The 23,509-nt window shown below is 69.3% G+C and carries 23 protein-coding genes; 13 read left to right on the top strand and 10 right to left on the bottom strand.

Annotation, left to right across the window (positions count from 1 at the left end; translation table 11 throughout):
- Positions 1–8: 8 nt before the first annotated feature.
- The 8 genes from CFB35_RS11970 to upp all read right to left on the bottom strand — a co-directional run bounded on the left by CFB35_RS11970 (position 9) and on the right by upp (position 6,422).
- The gene (locus CFB35_RS11970) at positions 9–656 is read right to left on the bottom strand and encodes a nucleoside triphosphate pyrophosphatase (RefSeq protein ID WP_089465017.1); all 648 of its coding nucleotides are present in this window, start codon (positions 654–656) and stop codon (positions 9–11) included.
- 51 nt (positions 657–707) lie between these two features.
- Positions 708–1,178 carry a 23S rRNA (pseudouridine(1915)-N(3))-methyltransferase RlmH gene (rlmH, locus tag CFB35_RS11965; protein ID WP_048249282.1) on the bottom strand — a complete coding sequence of 157 codons (471 nt, stop codon included), beginning with the start codon at positions 1,176–1,178 and terminating at the stop codon, positions 708–710.
- A gap of 19 nt (positions 1,179–1,197) precedes the next feature.
- Positions 1,198–1,641, bottom strand: a complete 444-nt coding sequence (gene rsfS, locus CFB35_RS11960; RefSeq protein WP_089465016.1) for a ribosome silencing factor — start codon at positions 1,639–1,641, stop codon at positions 1,198–1,200.
- A gap of 4 nt (positions 1,642–1,645) precedes the next feature.
- Entirely contained in the window at positions 1,646–2,422 is a 777-nt protein-coding gene (locus CFB35_RS11955) for a nicotinate-nucleotide adenylyltransferase (protein ID WP_373453012.1), read from the bottom strand.
- Complete coding sequence (gene hemF / locus CFB35_RS11950; protein ID WP_060312048.1) at positions 2,388–3,311, bottom strand: oxygen-dependent coproporphyrinogen oxidase; 924 nt, start codon at positions 3,309–3,311, stop codon at positions 2,388–2,390. The genes CFB35_RS11955 and hemF overlap by 35 nt, the downstream gene beginning before the upstream one ends.
- A 118-nt stretch (positions 3,312–3,429) precedes the next feature.
- Positions 3,430–4,710: a phosphoribosylamine--glycine ligase gene (gene purD / locus CFB35_RS11945; RefSeq protein WP_059646530.1), complete on the bottom strand. Its 1,281-nt coding sequence runs from the start codon at positions 4,708–4,710 to the stop codon at positions 3,430–3,432.
- A gap of 104 nt (positions 4,711–4,814) precedes the next feature.
- A complete protein-coding gene (locus tag CFB35_RS11940; protein ID WP_059583669.1) occupies positions 4,815–5,543 on the bottom strand; it encodes a YebC/PmpR family DNA-binding transcriptional regulator in 729 nt (242 codons plus the stop codon).
- 228 nt (positions 5,544–5,771) lie between these two features.
- Positions 5,772–6,422 (bottom strand): uracil phosphoribosyltransferase, encoded by a 651-nt coding sequence (gene upp / locus CFB35_RS11935; RefSeq protein ID WP_006481871.1) that lies wholly within the window; start codon positions 6,420–6,422, stop codon positions 5,772–5,774.
- Positions 6,423–6,639: 217 nt separating this feature from the next.
- Here upp and CFB35_RS11930 point away from each other — a divergent pair, with 217 nt between their 5' ends.
- The gene (locus CFB35_RS11930; RefSeq protein WP_060312052.1) at positions 6,640–7,419 is read left to right on the top strand and encodes an SDR family oxidoreductase; all 780 of its coding nucleotides are present in this window, start codon (positions 6,640–6,642) and stop codon (positions 7,417–7,419) included.
- A 52-nt stretch (positions 7,420–7,471) separates the two neighbouring features.
- On the top strand, positions 7,472–7,864 hold the full coding sequence (locus CFB35_RS11925; protein WP_060312056.1) for a methylglyoxal synthase: 393 nt from the start codon (positions 7,472–7,474) through the stop codon (positions 7,862–7,864).
- A 287-nt stretch (positions 7,865–8,151) separates the two neighbouring features.
- Here CFB35_RS11925 and CFB35_RS34275 read toward each other — a convergent pair whose 3' ends face one another.
- The gene (locus CFB35_RS34275; protein ID WP_124658753.1) at positions 8,152–8,583 is read right to left on the bottom strand and encodes a hypothetical protein; all 432 of its coding nucleotides are present in this window, start codon (positions 8,581–8,583) and stop codon (positions 8,152–8,154) included.
- Between the two features lie 105 nt (positions 8,584–8,688).
- Positions 8,689–9,042: a Rap1a/Tai family immunity protein gene (locus tag CFB35_RS11920; protein WP_059583664.1), complete on the bottom strand. Its 354-nt coding sequence runs from the start codon at positions 9,040–9,042 to the stop codon at positions 8,689–8,691.
- 502 nt (positions 9,043–9,544) lie between these two features.
- Between CFB35_RS11920 and CFB35_RS11915 the strand changes: the two genes are divergently transcribed.
- The 11 genes from CFB35_RS11915 to CFB35_RS11865 all read left to right on the top strand — a co-directional run bounded on the left by CFB35_RS11915 (position 9,545) and on the right by CFB35_RS11865 (position 23,478).
- Complete coding sequence (locus CFB35_RS11915; RefSeq protein ID WP_089465015.1) at positions 9,545–10,519, top strand: quinone oxidoreductase; 975 nt, start codon at positions 9,545–9,547, stop codon at positions 10,517–10,519.
- A gap of 306 nt (positions 10,520–10,825) precedes the next feature.
- A complete protein-coding gene (gene kdpF, locus CFB35_RS11910; protein ID WP_006752209.1) occupies positions 10,826–10,918 on the top strand; it encodes a K(+)-transporting ATPase subunit F in 93 nt (30 codons plus the stop codon).
- Positions 10,915–12,720: a potassium-transporting ATPase subunit KdpA gene (gene kdpA / locus CFB35_RS11905; RefSeq protein WP_059646545.1), complete on the top strand. Its 1,806-nt coding sequence runs from the start codon at positions 10,915–10,917 to the stop codon at positions 12,718–12,720. Before kdpF ends, kdpA begins: the two co-directional genes overlap by 4 nt.
- A gap of 61 nt (positions 12,721–12,781) precedes the next feature.
- Positions 12,782–14,866 (top strand): potassium-transporting ATPase subunit KdpB, encoded by a 2,085-nt coding sequence (gene kdpB / locus CFB35_RS11900; protein WP_059583659.1) that lies wholly within the window; start codon positions 12,782–12,784, stop codon positions 14,864–14,866.
- Between the two features lie 25 nt (positions 14,867–14,891).
- On the top strand, positions 14,892–15,473 hold the full coding sequence (kdpC, locus tag CFB35_RS11895) for a potassium-transporting ATPase subunit KdpC (RefSeq protein ID WP_089465014.1): 582 nt from the start codon (positions 14,892–14,894) through the stop codon (positions 15,471–15,473).
- A 152-nt stretch (positions 15,474–15,625) separates the two neighbouring features.
- Positions 15,626–18,469 (top strand): DUF4118 domain-containing protein, encoded by a 2,844-nt coding sequence (locus tag CFB35_RS11890; RefSeq protein ID WP_089465013.1) that lies wholly within the window; start codon positions 15,626–15,628, stop codon positions 18,467–18,469.
- Positions 18,462–19,160, top strand: a complete 699-nt coding sequence (gene kdpE / locus CFB35_RS11885; RefSeq protein WP_059583654.1) for a two-component system response regulator KdpE — start codon at positions 18,462–18,464, stop codon at positions 19,158–19,160. Before CFB35_RS11890 ends, kdpE begins: the two co-directional genes overlap by 8 nt.
- A gap of 132 nt (positions 19,161–19,292) precedes the next feature.
- Positions 19,293–19,574, top strand: a complete 282-nt coding sequence (locus tag CFB35_RS11880) for a DUF333 domain-containing protein (protein ID WP_059583653.1) — start codon at positions 19,293–19,295, stop codon at positions 19,572–19,574.
- A gap of 136 nt (positions 19,575–19,710) precedes the next feature.
- Positions 19,711–20,031: a quaternary ammonium compound efflux SMR transporter SugE gene (sugE, locus tag CFB35_RS11875; protein WP_034190777.1), complete on the top strand. Its 321-nt coding sequence runs from the start codon at positions 19,711–19,713 to the stop codon at positions 20,029–20,031.
- Between the two features lie 217 nt (positions 20,032–20,248).
- The gene (locus tag CFB35_RS11870; protein WP_059583651.1) at positions 20,249–20,866 is read left to right on the top strand and encodes a DUF4126 domain-containing protein; all 618 of its coding nucleotides are present in this window, start codon (positions 20,249–20,251) and stop codon (positions 20,864–20,866) included.
- On the top strand, positions 20,863–23,478 hold the full coding sequence (locus tag CFB35_RS11865; protein ID WP_179231735.1) for an ABC transporter permease: 2,616 nt from the start codon (positions 20,863–20,865) through the stop codon (positions 23,476–23,478). Before CFB35_RS11870 ends, CFB35_RS11865 begins: the two co-directional genes overlap by 4 nt.
- Positions 23,479–23,509: the final 31 nt, after the last annotated feature.

Genomic DNA, 23,509 nt, shown 5'->3' with positions numbered 1-23,509 from the left:
GGTGGGATTCAGAAGGCGAGGCGCGCGGTGCGCAGCAACGCGGCAGTCTCAAAAAGGGGCAGACCCATGATACCCGAATGGGAACCGTCGATTCGCTCGATGAATTCAGCGGCGCGCCCCTGGATCGCATACGCGCCCGCCTTGCCGAACGGCTCGCCGGTTTCGACGTAGCGCGCGAAGGCGTCGCGCGGGGCAGCCGCAAAGCGCACCGACGAGCGCGACAGCGCGGGCTGCAGCAGTTCGCCGTCGGCGCCGATCACGGCAACCGCGGTGAGCACCTCGTGTTCGCGGCCCGCGAGGCGGGTCAGCATCGCGAGCGCATCGTCGGCGTCGGCCGGCTTGCCGAGGATCGCGCCGTCGATCGTCACGGTGGTGTCGGCGACGAGCACCGGCGCGGCCGGCTTGCCGCTCGCGACGAGGCGCGCCCGCGCGGCCTCGGCCTTCGCGACGGTCACGCGCCGCACGTAAGCGTCGGCGGCTTCGCCGGGAAGCTCGGCTTCGAGCGCCTCGGCGTCCTCGTCGGGGCGCGGCAGCAGCAGCTCGAAGCGTACGCCGATCTGCCGCAGCAGCTCCTGGCGGCGCGGGCTTTGCGAAGCGAGGTAGAGCGTCTGGAAAAGCGGGGTCGGGGAAAGTGCGGGGGGCGTGCTGGACGGCATGGTGTCGTTATCTCGTTGAGCGCGCGCGGCGCGCGTCTCGAGGACGGCACGTCATGCGCGGTGGTAGGGGTGATTCTGCGTGATGCTCCACGCCCGGTAAAGCTGTTCGGCGAGCAGCACGCGCACCATGCCGTGCGGCAGCGTCATGCTCGAGATGCGCAGCAGCACGTCGGCGCGCGCTTTCAGCTCCGGATCGAGCCCGTCGGCGCCGCCGATCACGAACGCGACGTCGCGGCCGTCCTGCTGCCAGCCGGGCAGCGCCTGCGCGAGCTGCATCGTGGTCCAGTCGCGGCCGCGCTCGTCGAGCGCGACGAGCCGCGCGCCCTTCGGCAGCGCGGCCTCGATCTTCTGCCGTTCGGCCGCCATCACGCTGTCGGCGCTGCGGCCGCCCGAACGCAGTTCAGGCTTGATTTCGCGCAACTCGATGCGCAGCTCGGGCGGCATCCGCTTCGTGTATTCGTCGAAGCCGGATGCGATCCAGCCCGGCATCTTGTGGCCGACCGCGAGGATGAAAAGCTTCATCGGGGAGACGCGCCGCGACTCAGCGGCGGCGGGCGGCCGTCTTGCGCGCCGGGCGGGCGGACGCTTCTTCCTCTTCCTCGTCGTCTTCGCTCGCCGTCGCGAAGCCGTTGCCCTTGCCGCCGCCGAGCTTCATCCGCACGGGCTTGTCGCCCCAGATTTCCTCGAGGTTGTAGTACTGGCGCAGCGCCGGTTGCAGGATGTGCACGACCGCGTCGCCGCAGTCGACCAGCACCCATTCGCCGGTGTCCTCGCCTTCGGAGCTGACGACGTCGCCGCCGGCTTCCTTGACCTTGTCACGCACGTTCGACGCGAGGGCCTTGGTCTGGCGGTTGGAAGTGCCCGAGGCGACGACCACGCGGTCGAACAGTTCGGTCAGGTGGCTGGTGTTGAACACCTTGATGTCTTGCGCCTTGACGTCTTCGAGGGCGTCGACGATCACGCGCTGCAGTTTGCGAATATCCATGGGTTCAGGAATGGTAGAGGCGATGTTGAAGAATATAGGCCCATACGGCGGCCGGCACATGTTCGGCCGACGCGTCGGGCATTTGCGCATGGCGTGCGATGCATTCGCGCAGGTGCGCGCGGATGTCGGTCGCGGCGATGTCGAACGAAAGGGTCGTATCGATCAGCAGGCGGCCTGCCGGCGTCGCCTTCAGCACGTCGGCGCCGGCCTGCCGCGCGGCGATTTCCCGCGCGACGTCCGGCGGCGCCGCGCCGAGCTCGAAGCCCGGGCGCGTCGACACGCCGATGTGCGCGTAGTCGAACAGCGTGCGCCAGTCGCGCCACGTATCGAGGCGCACGAGCTGGTCGGCGCCGATCAGCAGCGACAGCGACGCATCCGGGCCGATCCGCTCGCGCCAGCGCGCGAGCGTCTCGACGGTGTAGGTCGGGCCGGTGTGCTCGATCTCGTCGGTGGCGACGGTCACGGTCACGCCCGGCACGGACAGCGTGCCGGCGGCCGCACGCGTCATCGCGAGCCGGTGCTCGGCGGCCGACACGTCGCGTTTCTGGTACGGCTGTCCGGCGGGCAGCAACACGAGCTCGGTCAGGTCGAGCAGTTCGGCGAACCGGCGCGCGAGTGCGAGATGGCCGTCGTGGATCGGGTCGAAGGTGCCGCCCAGCAAGCCGATACGGCGCGGCAGCGGGGCGGGGCGGGTGGTGGTGTCCAGAGAAACGCGTCCTTTCGTTGGGGCAGCGGGGCGGGCGGGTTCAGACCCAGTCGCGCGGCACGAGGAAGTCGCTATACAGGCGCGCTTCCGGCGAGCCCGGCTCGGGCTGCCAGTTGTAGCGCCAGTTCGCGACCGGCGGCATCGACATCAGGATCGACTCGGTCCGGCCGCCGCTTTGCAGCCCGAACAGCGTGCCGCGGTCGAACACGAGGTTGAATTCGACGTAGCGGCCGCGCCGGTAGGCCTGGAAGTCGCGCTCGCGCTCGCCGTACGGCAACTCGGCGCGGCGCTCGACGATCGGCAGGTACGCGTGCAGGAACGCATCGCCGACGCTTTGCATCAGGTCAAACGAGCGTTCGAAACCGGGCTCCGAGAAATCGTCGAAGAAGATCCCGCCGATGCCGCGCGTTTCGTTGCGGTGCTTCAGGAAGAAATATTCGTCGCACCATTGCTTGAAGCGCGGGTAGAGCTCGAGGCCGAACGGGTCGAGCGCATCCTTGCAGGTCTGGTGGAAATGCCGCGCATCGTCCTCGAAACCGTAAACCGGTGTCAGATCCATGCCGCCGCCGAACCAGAACACGGGCGCCTCGCCCGGTTTCGTCGCGATCAGCATCCGCACGTTCATGTGCACGGTCGGGCAGTACGGATTGCGCGGGTGCAGCACGAGCGACACGCCGAGCGCCTCGAAGCCGCGGCCCGCGAGCTGCGGGCGCGCCGCGCTCGCCGACGGCGGCAGCGCGTCGCCCGCGACGTCGGAAAAGCCGATTCCCGCGCGTTCGAACACGCGGCCGCCTTCGAGAATCCGCGTGCAGCCGCCGCCGCGCAGGCGTTCGGCCGGCCCGCGCTGCCACGTGTCGGTCGCGAGCGGCGTGCCGTCGAGCGCGCCGAGCGCGTCGGCGATCCGTGTCTGCAGGCCCTGGAGGTACGTGCGCACGCGCGCCACGTCGTAGGTCGAATCGGTCATGTCTGGACTGGCTGCCCCCGCCTGACGCGGGGGCCGTAAAAAAAGCGTCTGCCGGGCATTCTATCGAACCCCGGCAGAGGGGCCGCCGCCGCGAGCGCGCGGGGCGGCGACGGCGACGTCACGCGCTCTTGCGGTTGAGCGCGCGAAAGCCGATGTCGCGGCGGTACTGCATGCCTTCGAAGTTGATCTGGTTGATCGTGTCGTATGCATGCTGCTGCGCTTCGCGCACCGAATCGGCGAGGCCGACCACGCACAGCACGCGGCCGCCGGACGTCACGAGCTTGTCGCCGTCGGCGAGCGTCGTGCCCGCATGGAACGTCACGGCCTGTTCGGTTTCGGCCGGGATGCCGTTGATGCGGTCGCCCTTGCGCGGCGCGTCCGGGTAGCCGTGCGCGGCCAGCACGACGCCCAGCGCGGTACGGCGATCCCAGTCGAGCTCGACGGTGTCGAGCGTGCCCGCGATCGCCTGCTCGACGACCTTCGAGAAATCGCTCTTCAGGCGCGCCATGATCGGCTGCGTTTCCGGGTCGCCCATCCGGCAGTTGAACTCGAGCGTGCGCGGATTGCCGTCCTTGTCGATCATCAGGCCCGCGTACAGGAAGCCCGTGAAGCGGATGCCGTCCTTCTCCATCCCGCGCACGGTCGGCATGATGATCTCGCGCATCACGCGTGCGTGCATCTGCGGCGTGACGATCGGCGCGGGCGAATACGCGCCCATGCCGCCGGTGTTCGGGCCGCGATCCTCGTCGAGCAGGCGCTTGTGGTCCTGGCTCGAAGCCAGCGCCAGCGCGTGCTTGCCGTCGACCATCACGATGAAGCTGGCTTCCTCGCCATCGAGGAATTCCTCGATCACGACGCGCGCGCCGGCATCGCCGAGCTTGTTGCCCGACAGCATCATGTCGACCGCCGCATGCGCTTCTTCCAGCGTCATCGCGACGACGACGCCCTTGCCGGCCGCGAGGCCGTCGGCCTTCACGACGATCGGCGCGCCCTTCGCGTCGATGTACGCATGGGCGGCGGCCGCGTCGGCGAAGGTTTCGTAGTCGGCGGTCGGGATGCCGTGGCGCTTCATGAACGCCTTCGCGAAATCCTTCGAGCTTTCGAGCTGCGCGGCTTCGCGGGTCGGGCCGAATACCTTCAGGCCGCGTGCGCGGAACAGGTTGACGATGCCGGCCGCGAGCGGCGCTTCCGGCCCGACGAGCGTGAACGCGACGCCTTCGCGTTCCGCGAAATCGGCGAGTTCGTCGAGCGCCGTGATGTCGACGTTCTTCAGACGCTCGTCCTGCGCCGTGCCGCCATTGCCGGGCGCGACGTAGACCATCTGGACGCGCGGCGACTGCGCGAGCTTCCACGCCAGCGCATGTTCGCGGCCGCCGGAACCGACGACGAGTAGTTTCATGGGATTCCCCGCAGACTAGAAAACAGGGCGGCCGGCACGCTCAGGCGCGCCGGCCGCGGAATCGGTCGGGCCGCCGCCGCGACAGGTGCGCGGCGGCCGGCATCTCATTCCTCGACGATGACGGCGTTCGTGTACACGTCCTGCACGTCGTCGAGGTTCTCGAGCGCGTCCAGCAGCTTCTGCATCTTCGCCGCGTCGTCGCCGGTGAATTCGACTTCGTTCTGCGGCTTCATCGTCACTTCGGCGAGTTCGGCCTTGAAGCCCGCGGCTTCGAGCGCGTCCTTCACGGCCGAGAATGCCTGCCAGTCGCACAGCACTTCGATCGAGCCGTCGTCGTTCGTGTTGACGTCGTTCGCGCCGGCTTCGAGCGCGGCTTCCATCAGCGCGTCTTCCGACGTGCCGGGCGCGAACAGGAACTGGCCGACGTGATCGAACATGAACGCGACCGAGCCGTCGGTGCCCATGTTGCCGCCGAACTTCGAGAATGCGTGGCGCACTTCCGCGACCGTGCGCGTGCGGTTGTCGGTCAGCGTGTCGACGATGATCGCCGCGCCGCCGATGCCGTAGCCTTCGTAACGGATCTCTTCGTAGTTCGCGCCGTCCGCGCCGCCGACGCCGCGATCGATCGCGCGCTTGACGTTGTCCTTCGGCATGTTCGCGTCGGCCGCCTTGTCGACCGCGAGACGCAGGCGCGGGTTCGAGTTGACGTCGCCGCCGCCGAGGCGCGCCGCCACCTGGATTTCCTTGATCAGGCGGGTCCAGATCTTGCCGCGCTTCGCGTCGGCCGCTGCCTTCTTATGCTTGATGTTGGCCCATTTCGAATGACCAGCCATACCTTTCTCCGTGCCCGGGCGCGCGGCGCGGGCGATTGTTTCAGTGTGTCGTTGAATCGGCGGCCGTGTCGGCGGGCATGAAGCCGCGGGGCCGCGCGTGTCGAGTGGAGCGTGATTTTATCACGCGGCGACCGCCGGTTCGGGGCCGCCGCGCATGGCCGAACGGCCAGGGCGGCCGTCGCGGCGCGCCGGGCCGCGCGGCACGGCGGCGCCGGACGCCTGGTGCGGTCAGTTCTTGGTGCCGAACAGGCGGTCGCCGGCGTCGCCCAGGCCCGGCACGATGTACGCGTGCTCGTTCAGGTGCGAGTCGAGCGACGCGACGAACAGCTTCACGTCGGGGTGCGCGTCCTGGAACACCTGCACGCCCTCGGGCGCGGCGACGAGCGCGACGAACATGATGTTCGCGGCCGGCACGTTGCGGCGCTTGAGCACGTCGACCGCGTGCACGGCCGAATAGCCGGTCGCGACCATCGGGTCGCACAGGATGAAGATGCGGTCTTCCAGGTCCGGCAGGCGCACCAGGTATTCGACCGGGCGATGGTCGTCGGCGCGGTACACGCCGATGTGGCCGACGCGCGCGGACGGCACCAGGTCAAGCAGGCCGTCCGACATCCCGATGCCCGCGCGCAGCACGGGCACGATCGCGAGCTTCTTGCCGGCGATCACCGGTGCGTCGACCGCCACCAGCGGGGTTTCGACCCGCTTGGTCGTGATCGGCAGATTGCGGGTGATCTCATAGCCCATCAGCAGCGTGATCTCGCGCAGCAGTTCGCGGAACGTGCGCGTGGACGTGTCCTTGTCGCGCATGTGCGTGAGCTTGTGCTGGATCAGCGGGTGATCGGTGATGAAGAGGTTCGGGAAACGGCTGTCCTGTTTCATGACGGGGTGCCTTGACGGCAAAAGGGGATCGGGGGCGGCGGCGGGTGTGGGCCGGCCGTCGCTCATGGCCGCAATTTTACCAAGGCGCGCCGCGCGATCCGGATATTATCGACGTCTCACGACAATCCGCGTGCCGCGCCCGCCCGTTCGCCCGTTTGCCTGCCGGCCGGCGGCAACGGGGAGCCGCGTCGGCACGCGCGCCACCAGGGAAGCGAAGATGGATCTCGGCATCGAAGGAAAGACCGCGCTCGTGTGCGCGGCCAGCAAGGGCCTCGGGCGCGGCTGCGCGGAAGCGCTGGCCGCCGAGGGCGTGAACCTCGTGATCGTCGCGCGCACGCGCGACACGCTGGAGGAAACCGCGGAAGAGATCCGCGCCGGCGCGAACGTGTCGGTCACGGCGGTCGCGTGCGACATCACGACGCCGGACGGCCGCGCGGCCGCGCTCGCCGCGTGCCCGCAGCCGGACATTCTCGTGACGAATGCCGGCGGCCCGCCGCCCGGCGACTTCCGCGATTTCTCCCACGACGACTGGATCCGCGCGCTCGACGCGAACATGCTGACGCCGATCGAGCTGATCCGCGCGACCATCGACGGGATGATCGCGCGCGGCTTCGGCCGGATCGTCAACATCACGAGTTCGGCGGTGAAGGCGCCGATCGACGTGCTGGCGTTGTCGAACGGCGCGCGCTCGGGGCTGACCGGCTTCGTCGCGGGGCTGTCGCGCAAGGTCGCGGGGCAGGGCGTGACGATCAACAACCTGCTGCCGGGGCTGTTCGATACCGACCGGATCGCGACGACGCTCGCCGCGTCGGCGAAGGCGCAGGGCGTGACGGTCGACGAGATGCGCGCGCGCCGCACGAAGGACATCCCGGCCGGGCGCCTCGGCACGCGTGCCGAATTCGGCGCGGCCTGCGCGTTCCTGTGCAGCGTGCACGCGGGCTACATCACCGGGCAGAACTGGCTGCTCGACGGCGGCGCGTATCCGGGCACGTTCTGACCCGCGCTTTTCGATTCACGACGACGACAACCGAACGACGAAGGAACTGGAGATGAGCAAACCCCGTATCGCACTGATCGCGCATGACGCGAAGAAGGACGAGATCGTCGCGCTCGCGGGTCAGTTTCGCGAGACGCTCGCGCAATGCCGGCTGGTCGCGACGGGCACGACGGGCGGCCGCATCGCGGCCGCGCACGGGCTCGAGGTCGAGCGCAAGCTGTCGGGGCCGCTCGGCGGCGACCTGCAGATCGGCGCGGAACTGGCCGACGGCCGCGTCGACCTCGTCGTGTTCCTGCGCGACCCGATGACCGCGCAGCCGCACGACCCCGACATCACCGCGCTGGTGCGCGCGTGCGACGTGCACGACGTGCCGGTCGCGACCAACGTCGCGACCGCGCGGATGCTGCTCGACGATCTGGCGAGGAGCATGCAGGACGTGTGCTGACGAGCTGTTCTGGAGTGCTCCGCATTAACGGTCGGGTTCTGTCTGAAAGGGTGCCGTATCCGATCGGCGGTTGTGCCGCGTGCTTCGCTGTCGTGCGAGCCGGTCGGTGCGTTGTCACGCAACGACCGGCTCGGTGCTTCAGCGCGCCGCGCCTGTCGGCACAGCGTGTTGGCGCGATCACGCGACAGGCAATCGAGCGGACGAGCGCGCTTGCGCGTTCGTCGAAGCCGTCGCGGGACAGGTCACGGCGCCGGCCAACGCGCGGACCTCGCGCGATAGCGCCTGGACTATGGCGAACTGCTCGTTCCGGCGAACGATAGAAGGGATTCAACTCCTTGAAGCAGTTCGGGCAAGAAGGACTGATCCAGTCCACAATGCCCCGTAATGCACGCGCCGTCGGGAGGAGTTGGCTGAAAGCGCCAGTCGCCCACGATTGCGCCTCGATCAAGTGTTCGCAATGTCAGCTCAAACCCCGGCTCAACGCCTGTTAACTCCGCTCGTTGCCCGGCTTGAAGCTGCATTTGAACAGATCGAATCTGTTGCCGAAATTGTCGCAACTCGTCGGGCATGACACTCCATTGCCCTTCCGCCTGGATACCCGGTACCGTCAATTGGATTCGTACATCGATCCATTCAAGATACGGCCCTCCCGGTTCGTCGCGTCGCGCAGCAACGGGCTCCATCTGAAGTCGAAAGTCATTTGTGTCGATGATCAGCATGGGTTCAACGCTAAAAACGCAACCTTCCGAGACGTGATGAACAATTGCCCACCTAGCCGTTCGTTTCGTTCCGGTGAGAGGCAATGTCCGGTATTTCAGGCGCTGCTAACGGCACGGGTATTTTTGTCGCAAGACGTATGTGACCAGGACTGCCGCATTCGCCTTCAGCGCATCTCTTGGCCGTTTCCCGAGATCGTGGAGCACTTCCGAATCGATTTCCCCCGGTTTGACACGCCCGTTGTCGCACCAGTCCTTGCCTTCGGTCGCATCGGCGACGCCCGCCAGATACCCGGCCATCGCGTGGCGCTCGGCGCCGCCATACGGCGTGTTGTCGAAACGGCTCAGGCCGTCGAGCAAACGGACGCCGTCCGCACGCGGTACCGGGGCCGCGGTTGCGCTGCCGATACTTGCGGACAACGACGCGAAAACAAACACGTTCCGGGCAAGAGCGAGCTTCATGGCGTGGACTGGGCGAATTGGGCAGCAGGCAAATTAGCACGGTCGTCATCTCGTAAACGACCTTGGCGACAACCGGTTTCCCGCCCGATCGACGTCGGCATTCGCCGGTGCGGGAAAAGCGCGTCGACGCCGCGCGGCAGATCCTTTGCGCGCGGGGCGCGAGGCGAGAAATGACCGACCGGCCGGGTCCGGCCATCGCGGCGCGAGCGACGTGACGTCAACGTTACGAAGTGTGCCGAACATCATCGACTGCGCAAGCGGGGGAAACGAACGGCAGCGACCGGTCTCATACCGCGCCGTTTTCCGCACGCGCGGCTCATGCGATCCGTTTTCCGCGAAAACCCTACCGATATGAAGGATTTGCGACGACGCGCTGCACGACCGCGCACGACGCGCGAGAATCGTCCGCCATGACCCGCGTTCACACGCATCGCCGTTGGGACGACGTCGATGCATTCGCCGAACCGGATTTCCAGATTCCAGACAAACGAGGAGCGAAACGATGCCGAAAGCAATCCGATACGACCAGCCGGGCGGCCCGGACGTGATGAAGTGGGTCGACGTCGATGTCGGCGCGCCGAAGGCGGGCGAAGTCCGCATCCGGCAGCACGCGGTCGGGCTCAACTACATCGACGTGTATTTCCGCACCGGCCTGTATCCGCAGCCGTTGCCCGGCGGCCTCGGGATGGAGGCGGCGGGCGAGGTGACGGCCGTCGGCGACGGCGTGACCGCGTTCAAGGCGGGCGACCGCGTCGCCTATGTCGGGCAGCCGCCCGGCGCATACGCGCAAGAACGCGCGATGCCGGCCGAGCGGCTCGTGAAGCTGCCTGACGGAATCAGCTACGACGACGCGGCGTCGGTGATGCTGCAGGGGCTGACCGCCCACTACCTGCTGCGCCGCACGTACCCGGTGAAGGCCGGCGACACGATCCTGATCCACGCGGCGGCCGGCGGCGTCGGCCTGCTCGTGTGCCAGTGGGCGAAGGCGCTCGGCGCGACCGTGATCGGCACGGTCGGCTCCGACGAGAAGGCCGAACTCGCGAAGGCGCACGGTTGCGATCATCCGATCGTCTATACGCGTGAGAACTTCACGCAGCGCGTGAAGGAGATCACGAGCGGCGCGGGCGTACCGGTCGTCTACGATTCGATCGGCAAGGACACCTACGTCGGTTCGCTCGACTGCCTCGCGCCGCTCGGCTACTTCGTCAGCTTCGGCAACGCGTCGGGCCCGCTGCCGCCGATCGACTCGAAGGAGTTCTCGTCGCGCGGCTCGCTGTTCTTCACGCGGCCGACGCTGTTCTCGTACATCGCGAAGCGCGCCGATCTCGAAGCCGCGGCCGCCGAGCTGTTCGACGTGATCCTGTCGGGCAAGGTGAAGACCAGCATCAACCAGCGCTATCCGCTCGCCGAAGTCGGCCGCGCGCATGCCGATCTGGAAGCACGCAAGACCACCGGTTCGACGATCCTCGTTCCCTGATCCGCTCCCGCGTGCCGGCGCCGCGCCGGTACGCGCCTGTCGCGGGCGGCGCCGCCGCGCCGTCCGTCCCGCCTCGATTCGCTCCGGTCCCGCCCCGCGCGTTTACGCGTTTTTTATACCCGCCCCGACAGCTTTGACCCGCCCTTTACGCGCGTTCCCATAAGGTTCTAGTCGTCCGATTTCGACGACGGAGAACATAAAAATGGATGGGGTTTTCATCGGCGCACTGGTGCTCTTCACCGCGCTGATCCTCGGTTTGCTTGCCGGCTGCGACAAGCTCGTGCAATACGGTCGCGGGGGGCGCGCATGACCTGGATGCTTTGGCTGGCGGGCGCCTCGACGGCCCTGCTGTTCGCGTATCTCGTCTTTGCGCTGCTGCGCGCGGAGGACATCGAATGAACGCGAACAACCTGTTGCAGACGCTGCTGTTCATCGTCGTGCTGCTGGCGGCGGCCGTGCCGGTCGCGCGCTACCTGAGCGCCGTGATGGACGGCAGTTCGCGGGTCGTGCGCGTGTTCGCGCCGCTCGAACGCGTGCTGTACCGCATCGCCGGCGTCGATGCGGGCACGGAAATGAACTGGAAGCAGTACACGATCGCGACGATCGCGTTCAACGCGCTCGGCGTGCTGTTTCTTTACGCGCTGCTGCGCCTGCAGGGCTTCCTGCCCGGCAACCCGCAGCAGTTCGGCGCGATGACGCCCGATGGTGCGTTCAACACGGCCGTCAGCTTCGTCGCCAACACGAACTGGCAGGACTACGCGCCCGAGCAGACCGTCAGCTATCTGTCGCAGATGCTCGGCCTGACCGTGCAGAACTTCCTGTCGGCGGCGACCGGCATCGTCGTCGTGATCGCGCTGATCCGCGGCTTCGCGCGCCACACCGCGCAGACGATCGGGAACTTCTGGGTCGACCTCACGCGCGTGACGCTGTACGTGCTCGTGCCGATGGCGGCGCTCGTCGCCGCGCTGCTGATGAGCCAGGGTGTGCTGCAGAACATGAAGGCGTACCAGGACGTGCCGGTGTTGCAGGCGAGCACCTACGCGGCGCCGAAGCTCGACGCGCAGGGCAACCCGGTGAAGGACGACAAGGGCAACCCGGTCACGGTGACGACGCCGCTCACGAAGCAGACGCTCGCGATGGGCCCGGTTGCCTCGCAGGAAGCGATCAAGATGCTCGGCACCAACGGCGGCGGCTTCTTCAACGCCAACTCCGCGCACCCGTTCGAGAACCCGACGCCGTTCGCGAACTTTCTGCAGATCTTCTCGATCCTGATCATCCCGGCCGCGCTGTGTCTCGTGTTCGGCCGCATGATCGGCGACCGCCGGCAGGGCGTCGCGGTGCTCGCGGCGATGACGGTCGCGTTCGTCATCGCGATCGGCGTCGAGGTGAGCGCCGAGCAGGCCGGCAACCCGACGCTCGCCGCGCTGCGCGTCGACCAGTCGGCCGGTGCGCTGCAGCCGGGCGGCAACATGGAAGGCAAGGAAACGCGCTTCGGGATCGCGCAGACCGGCATCTTCACGGTCGCGACCACGGCCGCGTCGTGCGGCGCGGTCGACGCGATGCACGATTCGCTGACCCCGCTCGGCGGCCTCGTGCCGATGCTGCTGATGCAGCTCGGCGAGGTGGTCTACGGCGGGGTCGGCTCGGGCCTCTACGGGATGCTCGTGTTCGCGCTGCTCGCGGTGTTCGTCGCCGGCCTGATGATCGGCCGCACGCCGGAATACGTCGGCAAGAAGATCGAGTCGTACGAGATGAAGATGGTGTCGATCGTCGTGCTGCTCACGCCGCTGCTCGTGCTGGTCGGCACGTCGATCGCCGTGCTCGCCGACGCGGGCAAGGCCGGCATCGCGAACCCCGGCCCGCACGGCTTCTCGGAAATCCTCTATGCGTTCAGCTCCGCCGCGAACAACAACGGCAGCGCGTTCGCGGGCCTGACGGTCGGCACGCCGTTCTACAACTGGATGACCGCGATCGCGATGTGGTTCGGCCGTTTCGGCACGATCGTGCCGGTGCTGGCGATCGCAGGTTCCCTCGCCGCGAAGAAGCGCATCGCGGTGACGAGCGGCACGCTGCCGACCCACGGCCCGCTGTTCGTCGTGCTGCTGCTCGGCACGGTGATGCTGGTGGGCGCGCTGACGTACGTGCCGGCGCTCGCGCTGGGCCCGGGCGTCGAGCACCTGATGATGTGGCTGGGCGCGTGATCCACCCGTGACGCGCCCGCATGGCGACACATAAAAGACTGAAGAGCTTGAAGAGATCGCAATGACTCAACATTCCGCAACACGGTCCATGTTCGATCCGGCGCTGCTGCGCCCGGCGATCGTGGATTCGTTCAAGAAACTCACGCCGCGCACGCAGTTCCGCAACCCGGTGATGTTCTGCGTGTACGTCGGCAGCATCCTGACCACGATCCTGTGGATCGCGGCGCTCGCCGGCCAGGCCGAGGCGCCCGCGGGCTTCATCCTCGCGATCGCGCTGTGGCTGTGGTTCACGGTGCTGTTCGCGAACTTCGCCGAAGCGCTCGCCGAAGGGCGCTCGAAGGCGCAGGCCGCGTCGCTGCGCAGCGCGAAGAAGGACGTGATGGCGAAGAAGCTGAACGAGCCGCATCCGAAGTCGCCGATCCGCATCACGACCGCGTCCGACCTGCGCAAAGGCGACGTCGTGCTGGTCGAGACCGGCGACGTGATCCCGGCCGACGGCGAGGTCGTCGACGGCGTCGCGTCGGTCGACGAGTCGGCGATCACCGGCGAATCCGCGCCGGTGATCCGCGAATCGGGCGGCGACTTCTCGTCGGTGACGGGCGGCACGCGCGTGCTGTCCGACTGGATCGTCGTCAAGGTCACCGCGAACCCCGGCGAGGCGTTCCTCGACCGGATGATCGCGATGGTCGAAGGCGCGAAGCGCAAGAAAACGCCGAACGAGGTCGCGCTGACGATCCTGCTCGTCGCATTGACGATCGTGATGCTGCTCGCGACCGCGACGCTGCTGCCGTTCTCGATGTTCTCGGTCGAAGCGATGAAGGCCGGCCACGTGGTGACGATCACCGCGCTCGTCGCGCTGCTCGTGTGCCTGATCCCGACGACGATCGGCGGCTTGCTGTCCGCGATCGGCGTGGCCGGGATGAGCCGGATGATGCAGGCGAACGTGATCGCGACGTCGGGCCGCGCGGTGGAAGCGGCCGGCGACGTCGACGTGCTGCTGCTCGACAAGACCGGCACGATCACGCTCGGCAACCGCCAGGCGTCCGCGTTCGTGCCGGCGCCGGGCGTGACCGAGGAAGCGCTGGCCGATGCCGCGCAATTGTCGTCGCTCGCCGACGAAACGCCGGAAGGCCGCAGCATCGTCGTGCTCGCGAAGGAGCGCTTCAACATTCGCCAGCGCGACATGGCGCAACTGCACGCGACGTTCCTCGGCTTTTCCGCGCAGACGCGGATGAGCGGCGTCGACCTGCCGGGTCGCGAGATCCGCAAGGGCGCGGCCGACGCGATCCGCCGCTACGTCGAGATGCACGGCAGCCGCTTCCCGGAAGAAGTGCGCCGCGCGGTGGACGACGTCGCGCGCCGCGGCAGCACGCCGCTCGTCGTGGCCGACCTGCAGGACGGGGTGGCGCGCGTGCTCGGCGTGATCGAGCTGAAGGACATCGTGAAGGGCGGCATCAAGGAGCGCTTCGCGGAGCTGCGCAAGATGGGCATCAAGACCGTGATGGTGACGGGCGACAACCGGCTGACGGCCGCGGCGATCGCGGCGGAAGCGGGCGTCGACGATTTCCTCGCGGAAGCGACGCCGGAAACCAAGCTCGCGACGATTCGCGAGCATCAGGCGGCCGGGCGTCTCGTCGCGATGACGGGCGACGGCACCAACGACGCGCCGGCGCTCGCGCAGGCCGACGTCGCAGTGGCCATGAACACGGGTACGCAGGCGGCGAAGGAGGCCGGCAACATGGTCGACCTCGACTCGAACCCGACGAAGCTGATCGAGATCGTCGAGATCGGCAAGCAGATGCTGATGACGCGCGGCTCGCTGACGACGTTCTCGATCGCGAACGACATCGCGAAGTACTTCGCGATCATCCCGGCCGCGTTCGTGACGACCTACCCGCAACTGCGCGTGCTCGACATCATGCACCTGACGTCGCCGGCGTCCGCGATCCTGTCCGCGGTGATCTTCAACGCGCTGATCATCGTCGCGCTGATTCCGCTCGCGCTGAAGGGCGTGACCTACCGGCCGCTCGGCGCCGCGTCGCTCTTGCGGCGCAACCTGCTGGTCTACGGCCTGGGCGGCGTGCTGCTGCCGTTCCCGTTCATCAAGCTGATCGACATGACGCTCGCCGCGCTCGGCTGGGCCTGAGCCCGCCGCACTTGAAGGAACCATCATGAAATCGTTGATTCGCCCGCTCGTCGTGCTGTTCGTCATCCTGACCGCCGTGACGGGGCTCGCTTACCCGGCCGTGATGACCGTGTTCGGTCAGGCCGTGTTTCCGTCGCAGGCCAACGGCAGCCTGATCGAGCAGAACGGCAAGGTCGTCGGCTCCGCGCTGATCGGCCAGCCGTTCGACGCGCCGAAGTATTTCTGGGGCCGGCTGTCGGCCACCGCGCCGATGCCGTACAACGCGGCCGGCTCCGGCGGCTCGAACCTCGGCCCGCTGAACCCGTCGCTCGCCGATCAGGTGAAGGCGCGCATCGCCGCGCTGCGCGATGCGGGCACCGACCTGTCGAAGCCGGTGCCGGTCGACCTCGTGACGGCGTCGGCGAGCGGCCTCGATCCGGAGATCACGCCGGCCGCCGCCGCGTACCAGGTCGAGCGCGTCGCGAAGGCGCGCAATCTGGCGCCGGACGCGGTCGCGCAACTCGTCGCCGCGAACACGACGGGCCGCCAGTTCGGCGTGCTCGGCGAGCCGCGCGTGAACGTGCTGAAGCTGAACCTCGCGCTCGACGCGGCGCAGGCCGCGCACTGATCGGTCGCGCGGGCTGACCGGCATCCGGCGCGGCCTGAACCGTGCCGGATGCGCTTTTCCCGACGGCGCGCGCGCCGTCTTTGCCTTTTGCGGCGATTTGGAACCACAATGCTCGTACCCGCGCGCATCCGGGCGCTCCGCTTTCCTCACGCATGAATCGTCCCGATCCCGACCAACTCCTCGACAAGCTGCAGCGAGACGAAGAAAAGCAGCGGCGCGGCCAGCTCAAGATCTTCTTCGGCGCGTCCGCCGGCGTCGGCAAGACCTACGCGATGCTGCAGGCCGCGCGTCAGCGCGTGCAGGAAGGCGTCGACGTCGTCGTCGGCATCGTCGAGACCCACGGCCGCGCCGAGACGGCCGCGCTGCTCGACGGCCTCGACGTGCTGCCGTCCGCCCGCATCGACTATCGCGGCCGCACGCTCGCCGAATTCGATCTCGACGGCGCGCTCGCGCGGGCGCCGCAACTGATCCTCGTCGACGAGCTCGCGCATTCGAACGTGCAGGGCGCGCGGCACCTGAAGCGCTGGCAGGACGTCTACGAGCTGCTCGACGCGGGCATCGACGTATATACGACCGTCAACGTCCAGCACCTCGAAAGCCTGAACGACGTGGTCGGCGCGATCACCGGCATCCGCGTGTGGGAGACCGTGCCCGATCGCGTGTTCGACGCGGCCGACGAAGTCACGCTCGTCGACCTGCCGGCCGAGGAACTGCTCGAGCGGATGCGCGACGGCAAGGTCTATCTCGCGCAGCAGGCCGAGCGCGCGGTGCGCAACTTCTTCCGCAAGGGCAACCTGATCGCGCTGCGCGAGCTGGCGCTGCGGCGCACGGCCGATCGCGTCGACGCGCAGATGCGCGAGTACCGCGCCGACCGTTCGATCCAGCGCATCTGGCAGGCGCGCGAGCGGCTGCTCGTGTGCGTCGGCCCGGGCGCCGAGGCGCCGACGCTCGTGCGTGCGGCCGCGCGCCTCGCCGCGAGCCTGAAGGCCGACTGGATCGCCGTGTACGTCGAGACGCCGCGCCTGCAGCGGCTGCCCGACGCGCGGCGGCAGCGCACGCTCGACGCGCTGAAGCTCGCGGCCGAGCTCGGCGCGGAGACGGCCACGCTCGCCGGCGCCGACGCGGTCGCCGCGCTGATCGGCTATGCGAAGGTCCGCAACGTGTCGAAGCTCGTCGCGGGCGGCTCGCCGAAGGTCGGGCTCGCGCGCCGCTTCGCGCGGCCGTTCGGCGAGCAACTGGCGGAACGCGCGGGCGACGTCGACCTGATGCTGATTCGCGCGTCCGCGAGCGACGAGGCGCGCGCCGCGCCGCTCGACGCGCGGGCGCGCGACTGGCGCGATGCGTTCGCGCAGTTCGGCACGCACCGCTCGCCGCCGCGCCACTACGCGTATGCGGCCGCGATCTGCGCGGCGATCACCGTCGTCGCGAGCGTCGTGTCCGCGCGGCTCGACCTCACGAACCTCGTGATGCTGTACCTGCTCGGCGTGGTGTTCTCGGCCGTCCGGCTCGGGCGCGGCCCGGGCGTGCTGCAGTCGTTCCTGTCGGTGGCCGCGTTCGATTTCTTCTTCGTGCCGCCGCGCATGTCGTTCTCGGTCAGCGACACGCAATACCTGCTGACCTTCTTCGGGATGCTGCTGACGTCGCTCGTGATCAGCCACCTGACGTCGACGCTCACGCGCCAGGCGAGCGTCGCGCAGCGCCGCGAGCGCCGCACCGGCGCGATCTACGCGATGGCGCGCGAGCTCGGCGCGGCGCTGACGACCGAGCAGATCGTCGAAATCGGCAGCCGCCACGTCGGCGAGGTGTTCCGCGCGCGCGTCGCGATCCTGCTGCCCGACAGTGCCGACCAGGTGCGCCAGAAGATCGAGGAGCCCGATGCGGCCGTCACGCTGACGGGCGCGGAGCTCGACAGCGACGTCGGCCAGTGGGTGTACGACCAACAGAAGCCGGCCGGGCGCGGCACCGATACCTTGCCGGCGACGGCCGCGCTGTACCTGCCGCTGAAGGCGCCGATGCGCACGCGCGGCGTGCTTGCGGTCGCATCGCGCGAGCCGCGCGAACTCGAGGTGCCCGAGCAGCAGCGGATGCTCGACGCATTCGCCGCGCAGATCGCGCTCGCGCTGGAGCGCGTGCACTACGTCGAGATCGCGCGCGACGCGCTCGTCAACATGGAATCCGAGCGGCTTCGCAACTCGCTGCTGTCGGCGATCTCGCACGACCTGCGCACGCCGCTCACGACGATCGTCGGCTTCTCGTCGATGCTCGCGAACGGGCGCGCGGCCGCGCAGGCCGGCGACGGCGCGGCGGCCGCGCGCCTCGCGCAGCGCGAGGGCGAGCTCGTCGACGCGATTCACGACGAGGCGCTGCGCATGACGGGCATCGTCACGAACCTGCTCGACATGGCGCGGCTGCAGGCCGGCAGCCTGCAGCTCAAGCGCCAGTGGTCGCTGCTCGAGGAAACCGTCGGCGCCGCGCTTGCCGCCTGCCGGCGCGTGCTCGCGCGCCATCCCGTGCGCGTCGCGTTGCCGGCCGACCTGCCGTTGCTGCAGATGGACGCGGTGCTGATGGAGCGGCTGTTCACCAACCTGTTCGAGAACGCGGCGAAGTACACGCCGCCCGATACGTCGCTCGACATCGGCGCGGAGCGCGTGACCGACGACGGGAGCCCGTTCGTGCGCGTGCACGTCGACGATCACGGCCCGGGCCTTCCGGCCGGCATGGAGGCGCGGATCTTCGACAAGTTCACGCGCGGCGAGAAGGAATCGGCGACGCCGGGCATCGGGCTCGGCCTCGCGATCTGCCGTGCGATCGTCGAGGCGCACGGCGGTAAAATCGGCGCACTCAACCGCACCGCGCCCGACGGCCGCGTGACGGGCGCGCGCTTCTGGTTCACGCTGCCGGTCGACACGCCGCCGGCCGCACCGGCCGTGCCCGACGACGAATCCGACCTGCCGGACGCATCGCCCCCATCCGAGTCATTGCCCGACCATGAGTGAACCCACCCTGACCGTCGTCCTGATCGAGGACGAAAAGCAGATCCGCCGCTTCGTGCGCGCCGCGCTCGAAGAGGAGGACATCGCGGTGTTCGAAGCCGAGACGGGCAAGCAGGGGTTGATCGACGCGGCGACGCGCAAGCCCGACCTCGTGATCGTCGACCTCGGGCTACCGGACACCGACGGCCTCGACGTGATCCGCGAGCTGCGCGGCTGGTCCGAGGTGCCGGTGATCGTGCTGTCGGCCCGCACGCAGGAAGAGGAGAAGGTCGCGGCGCTCGATGCGGGCGCCGACGATTACCTGACCAAGCCGTTCGGCGTGTCCGAACTGCGCGCGCGGATTCGCGCGCAACTGCGCCGGCGCAACCAGGGCGGCGCGAACGAGTCGCCGAAGGTGACCTTCGGCGCCGTGAGCGTCGATCTCGCGCTGCGCCAGGTGTGGCGCGACGACGCGATCGTGCACCTGACGCCGCTCGAATACCGGCTGCTCGCGACGCTCGTGCGCCACGCGGGGCGCGTGCTCACGCATCGCCAGCTGCTGCGCGACGTGTGGGGGCCGTCGCACGTCGAGAGCCATCACTACCTGCGCATCTACATGGCGCACCTGCGCCAGAAGCTCGAGGCCGATCCCGCGCAGCCCGAGCACATCGTCACCGAGACGGGCGTCGGCTACCGGCTCGTCGGCGCCGTGTGACGGGCGGTGCGGGGCCGCGCGCCGGCAGGGTTGCGCCGGCGCGACAGTTTCGCGACCGCGGCCGGCCTTGCACACCGGCCGCGCAATCCCCGCTATCCTGACCGTTCCCCGAACGAAAACGAGGAGCGTGCAATGTCCGTCCGTCTGGTCGTCATCTGTGCGCTGGCGCTGGCTGCGCCCGGCGCGTTCGCCCAGCCGCTGCCGCCCGGGCAGCAGCCGCCCGCGCGGGCGGCGCTGGCCAATCCCGCGTCGGTCAACTGCGAGAAGCTCGGCGGTCGCCATGTGATCCGTAACCTGTCGAGCGGGCAGGTCGGCATGTGCGTGTTCAAGGACGGCCGCGTGTGCGAGGAGTGGGCGCTGTACCGCGACGACCGCTGCGTCGGCGGGGGCGCGCCCAAGCGCGTGGCGAACTGACCGCGCGGCCCGCTGCGCCCCCGCACCGGCCGCCGGCAGGCCTGTAAGCCGCTTGTTATACTCGGCGCCGCCCGGGGACGACCCCGGGTCATTCGCTTTAACGGGGACGGCCCCATCCGATACGGAGTACGTCGAGATGGCGTGGGTATGGTTGTTGATCGCCGGTTTGCTGGAAGTGGCCTGGGCGGCCGGCTTGAAATCGTCGGACGGCTTCACGAAGCTCGGTCCGTCGGTGTTCACGATCGTGACGGCGCTGGCCAGCTTCGGGCTGCTCGCGGTCGCGATGCGCCAGTTGCCGCTCGGCACCGCGTACGCGGTGTGGACGGGCATCGGCGCGGTCGGCGCGTTCGTGTTCGGCATCGTGATGATGGGCGAGGCGCTGACCGCCGCGCGCGTCGCGAGCGCGGCGCTGATCGTCGCGGGGCTGGTCGGCCTGAAGCTGTCGTCGGCCGCCTGACGACGGTATCCCGGGCGCGCGTGCGCCCGGGCGCCGCGCCGCCTCGCGCAATTGCGCCGGTTGCCCGGCCAGCCTGTCTATAATGGAACGTATTCGGGCCTGAATACCGTCGTGCCTGTCGCGGCACGCGGTGCCGGTCGCCACGCGCCGCGCGGCCAGTCTGTCCGACCCGATGCGGTCAATCGGCAAAACGCACGGAAAGTGCAAGGAGAGGGCCATGATCGAAGCCATTTCCCTCGGCGCGGGGCTCGCGTGGGCGAGCGGCCTGCGCCTGTACCTGACGGTGCTGATCGCCGGCGTGCTGGCGCGGTTCGGCTGGCTCCATCTGCCCGACACGCTGGCCGTGCTGATGTCGCCGTGGGTCATCGGCGCCGCTGCCGTGCTCGCCGTGACCGAATTCCTTGCCGACAAGATCCCCGCGTTCGACTCGCTGTGGGATGCCGTGCATACCTTCATTCGCATTCCGGCCGGCGCCGTGCTCGCGGCCGGCGCGCTCGGCCATGCCGATCCGACCATGCTGGCGGTCGCGGGGCTGGCCGGCGGCTCGCTCGCCGGCGCCGCGCACGTGGCGAAGGCCGGCACGCGTGCGCTGATCAACCTGTCTCCCGAACCGATTTCGAACTGGTTCGCGTCGTCGACCGAGGACGGTCTCGTGGTCGGCGGGCTCGCGCTCGCCTTCTTCGTTCCACTCGCGTTCCTCGTGCTGCTTGCCGCGTTCATCGCGGCGTCGGCGTGGGCGCTGCCGCGCCTGTGGCGCGGCGTGTCCGGCGGCTTCCGCGGAATGGCGAACCACATGGTGTCGCGGCTCAATTCGATCGGAGGGAAACGCGATTGAAGGGGCCGCAACACGCGGCGCAGCCGCCGGCCGGGCCCTCCGGCCATGACGGGCGCGTGCATGGCGGCCGCTTCGGCCTGCGCGACCTGATCCACCAGGCTGCCCGGATGACCGCGCGCGACTGGCGCGCGGGCGAACTGACGCTGCTGGTCCTCGCACTGGTGCTCGCGGTCGCGGCGCTGACGAGCGTCGGCTTTCTCGCCGACCGCCTGCGCCAGGGGCTCGAGCGCGACGCGCGCCAGATGCTCGGCGCCGATTTCGTCGTGCGCGCCGATCGTCCCGTCGATCCGTCGTTCGACCGGCAGGCCCGCGCGCTCGGTCTGCGTACCGCGACGACCGCCATCTTCCCGAGCATGATCGCGTCCGCCGCGGGCGGGCAGGCCGCCGATGCGGCGCCGTCGCGCCTTGCGGCCGTGAAGGCCGTGTCGCCCGGCTATCCGCTGCGCGGCGCGGTCGAGATCCTGCCGGCCGGCGCGGCCGTCGCGCACAAGGCGGCCGCGATTCCCGCGCCCGGCACCGTTTGGGCCGATCCGGCGCTGCTCGACGCGCTGCACCTGAAGGCGGGCGATACGGTGCGCGTCGGGCTGCGCACGTTCACGGTCGCCGCGGCGATCACCCGCGAGCTCGATCGCGGCTTTTCGTTCGTCAATTTTTCGCCGCGGCTGATGATGCGCGCGGACGAACTCGCCGCGACCGGGCTCACGGGCTACGGCAGCCGCGTCACGTACCGGCTGCTGGTCGCCGGCGACGCACCGGCCGTCGCGCGCTTCGAGTCGTATGCGCATGCGCGCGTCGACGGCGGGAAGCTGCGCGGCGTCGGGCTCGAATCGTTGCGGGAAGGGCAGCCGCAGGTGCGGCAGACGCTGGATCGCGCACGTCATTTCCTGACGCTCGTCGCGTTGCTGACCGCGCTGCTCGCGGCGGTCGCGATCGCGATGGCCGCGCAGCGCTACATGCGGCGCCATCTCGACGGATGCGCGACGATGCGCTGCCTCGGCGTGAGCCGCCGCACGCTCGGCGCGCTGTTCGCGCTCGAATTCGCGGGCGTCGGCATCGTGTCGGGCGCCGCGGGCGCGGTGCTCGGCTATGGCGGGCACTGGGCGTTGCTGGCCGCGCTCGGCAGCCTGATCGACGTCGTGCTGCCGCCGCCGACCTTGTGGCCGGCGCTGATCGGCATGGGCGCGGCGCTCGTGCTGTTGCTCGGTTTCGCGCTGCCGCCGCTCGTGCCGCTCACGCGCGTGCCGCCGGTGCGCGTGCTGCGGCGCGAGTGGGGCGACGCGTCGCGCACCGCATGGGCCGCGTATGCGGTCGGCGTCGTGCTGTTCGCGGCGCTGCTGATCGTGGCCGCCGGCAACCTGAAGCTCGGCCTGATCGTCGCGGGCGGCTTTGCCGGCGCGCTGGTCGGGTTCGCGCTGATCGCCCGGCTCGTGCTGTTCGCCGCCGCGCGCGCGGTGCGTAACGCGCGCGTGGCCGCGGGCGTCGGCTGGCGTTACGCGCTGGCGTCGCTGCACCGGCGCGGCACGGCCAGCGCGCTGCAGATCACCGCGCTTGCGCTCGGCCTGATGTGCCTGCTGCTGATCGCGATCACGCGCAACGACCTCGTGGCGGGCTGGCGGCAGTCGACGCCGCCCGATGCGCCGAATCAGTTCCTGATCGACATCCAGCCCGACCAGCGCGCCGATGTCGCCGCCTATCTGGCCGCGCACGGCGTGCGCGACGCGGTGCCCGCGCCGATGGTGCGCGGCCGCCTCGTCGCGATCAACGGCAAGCCGGTGAATCCGGACGCGTACCCGTCCGAAGAGGCGCGCCGGCTCGTCGATCGCGAATTCAACCTGTCGTACACGACCGAATTGCCGTCCGACAACCGGATCGTCGAAGGCGACTGGTTCGGCACCGCGGCCACGCCGCAGATCTCGATCGAAGCCGGCCTCGCGAAGACGCTGAACGTGAAACCGGGCGACACGCTGCGCTTCGACGTGACGGGGCTGACGGTCGACGCACCGATCACGAGCGTGCGCAAGCTCGACTGGGGCTCGTTCCGCGTCAACTTCTTCGTGCTGATGCCGCCGCCGGTGCTGAAGGATTTCCCGGCTGTCTACCTGACGAGCTTCCATCTGCCCGCATCGAATGCCGCGCTGCTCGATCCGTTGATCGCGCGTTACCCGAACCTGACCGCGATCGACGTCGCGCCGATCCTCGCGCAGTTGCAGCGCATGATGCTGCAGGTGGTCGGCGCGGTGCAGTTCCTGTTCGCGTTCACGCTCGCGGCGGGCGTGCTGGTGCTGTACACGGCGCTTGCCGGCTCGCGCGACGAGCGCGTGCGCGAGGCCGCGCTGCTGCGCGCGCTCGGCGCGTCGCGCGCGCAGGTCAATGCGGTGCAGCGCGCCGAATTCGTCGTGGTCGGCACGTTGGCCGGCGCACTCGCGTCGGCGGGCGCGATCGCGGTCGGCTGGGTGCTCGCGTCGCGCGTATTCGACTTCCAGCTCGCCGTCGATCCATGGCTCGTGCCGGCCGGCGTCGCGGCCGGTGTCGTCTGCGCGGCTGCGGCCGGCTGGCTGAGCCTGCATAATGTGTTGCGGCGCCCCGCGCTGCAGTCGCTGCGCGACGCCTGAGCGTCGCCCGCGGCCCCGAAGATTCCGTTTT

Origin of the sequence: Burkholderia sp. AU16482, assembly GCF_002223285.1 — a bacterium.
Classification (GTDB): Bacteria; Pseudomonadota; Gammaproteobacteria; order Burkholderiales; family Burkholderiaceae; genus Burkholderia; species Burkholderia semiarida.
Note: the sequence above shows the minus strand (reverse complement) of the source record. Positions and strands in the feature narration are given on the sequence as shown.

Coding starts and splice junctions, on each gene's coding strand:
- kdpA (WP_059646545.1), top strand. CDS start 10,915: ATGAACGCGAACAACCTGTTGCAGACGCTGCTGTTCATCGTCGTGCTG.
- CFB35_RS11870 (WP_059583651.1), top strand. CDS start 20,249: ATGATCGAAGCCATTTCCCTCGGCGCGGGGCTCGCGTGGGCGAGCGGC.
- kdpE (WP_059583654.1), top strand. CDS start 18,462: ATGAGTGAACCCACCCTGACCGTCGTCCTGATCGAGGACGAAAAGCAG.
- CFB35_RS11890 (WP_089465013.1), top strand. CDS start 15,626: ATGAATCGTCCCGATCCCGACCAACTCCTCGACAAGCTGCAGCGAGAC.
- kdpC (WP_089465014.1), top strand. CDS start 14,892: ATGAAATCGTTGATTCGCCCGCTCGTCGTGCTGTTCGTCATCCTGACC.
- CFB35_RS11920 (WP_059583664.1), bottom strand. CDS start 9,042: ATGAAGCTCGCTCTTGCCCGGAACGTGTTTGTTTTCGCGTCGTTGTCC.
- CFB35_RS11930 (WP_060312052.1), top strand. CDS start 6,640: ATGGATCTCGGCATCGAAGGAAAGACCGCGCTCGTGTGCGCGGCCAGC.
- CFB35_RS11925 (WP_060312056.1), top strand. CDS start 7,472: ATGAGCAAACCCCGTATCGCACTGATCGCGCATGACGCGAAGAAGGAC.
- kdpB (WP_059583659.1), top strand. CDS start 12,782: ATGACTCAACATTCCGCAACACGGTCCATGTTCGATCCGGCGCTGCTG.
- sugE (WP_034190777.1), top strand. CDS start 19,711: ATGGCGTGGGTATGGTTGTTGATCGCCGGTTTGCTGGAAGTGGCCTGG.
- CFB35_RS11970 (WP_089465017.1), bottom strand. CDS start 656: ATGCCGTCCAGCACGCCCCCCGCACTTTCCCCGACCCCGCTTTTCCAG.
- kdpF (WP_006752209.1), top strand. CDS start 10,826: ATGACCTGGATGCTTTGGCTGGCGGGCGCCTCGACGGCCCTGCTGTTC.
- rsfS (WP_089465016.1), bottom strand. CDS start 1,641: ATGGATATTCGCAAACTGCAGCGCGTGATCGTCGACGCCCTCGAAGAC.
- CFB35_RS11940 (WP_059583669.1), bottom strand. CDS start 5,543: ATGGCTGGTCATTCGAAATGGGCCAACATCAAGCATAAGAAGGCAGCG.
- CFB35_RS11880 (WP_059583653.1), top strand. CDS start 19,293: ATGTCCGTCCGTCTGGTCGTCATCTGTGCGCTGGCGCTGGCTGCGCCC.
- CFB35_RS11915 (WP_089465015.1), top strand. CDS start 9,545: ATGCCGAAAGCAATCCGATACGACCAGCCGGGCGGCCCGGACGTGATG.
- hemF (WP_060312048.1), bottom strand. CDS start 3,311: ATGACCGATTCGACCTACGACGTGGCGCGCGTGCGCACGTACCTCCAG.
- upp (WP_006481871.1), bottom strand. CDS start 6,422: ATGAAACAGGACAGCCGTTTCCCGAACCTCTTCATCACCGATCACCCG.
- CFB35_RS34275 (WP_124658753.1), bottom strand. CDS start 8,583: ATGCTGATCATCGACACAAATGACTTTCGACTTCAGATGGAGCCCGTT.
- rlmH (WP_048249282.1), bottom strand. CDS start 1,178: ATGAAGCTTTTCATCCTCGCGGTCGGCCACAAGATGCCGGGCTGGATC.
- purD (WP_059646530.1), bottom strand. CDS start 4,710: ATGAAACTACTCGTCGTCGGTTCCGGCGGCCGCGAACATGCGCTGGCG.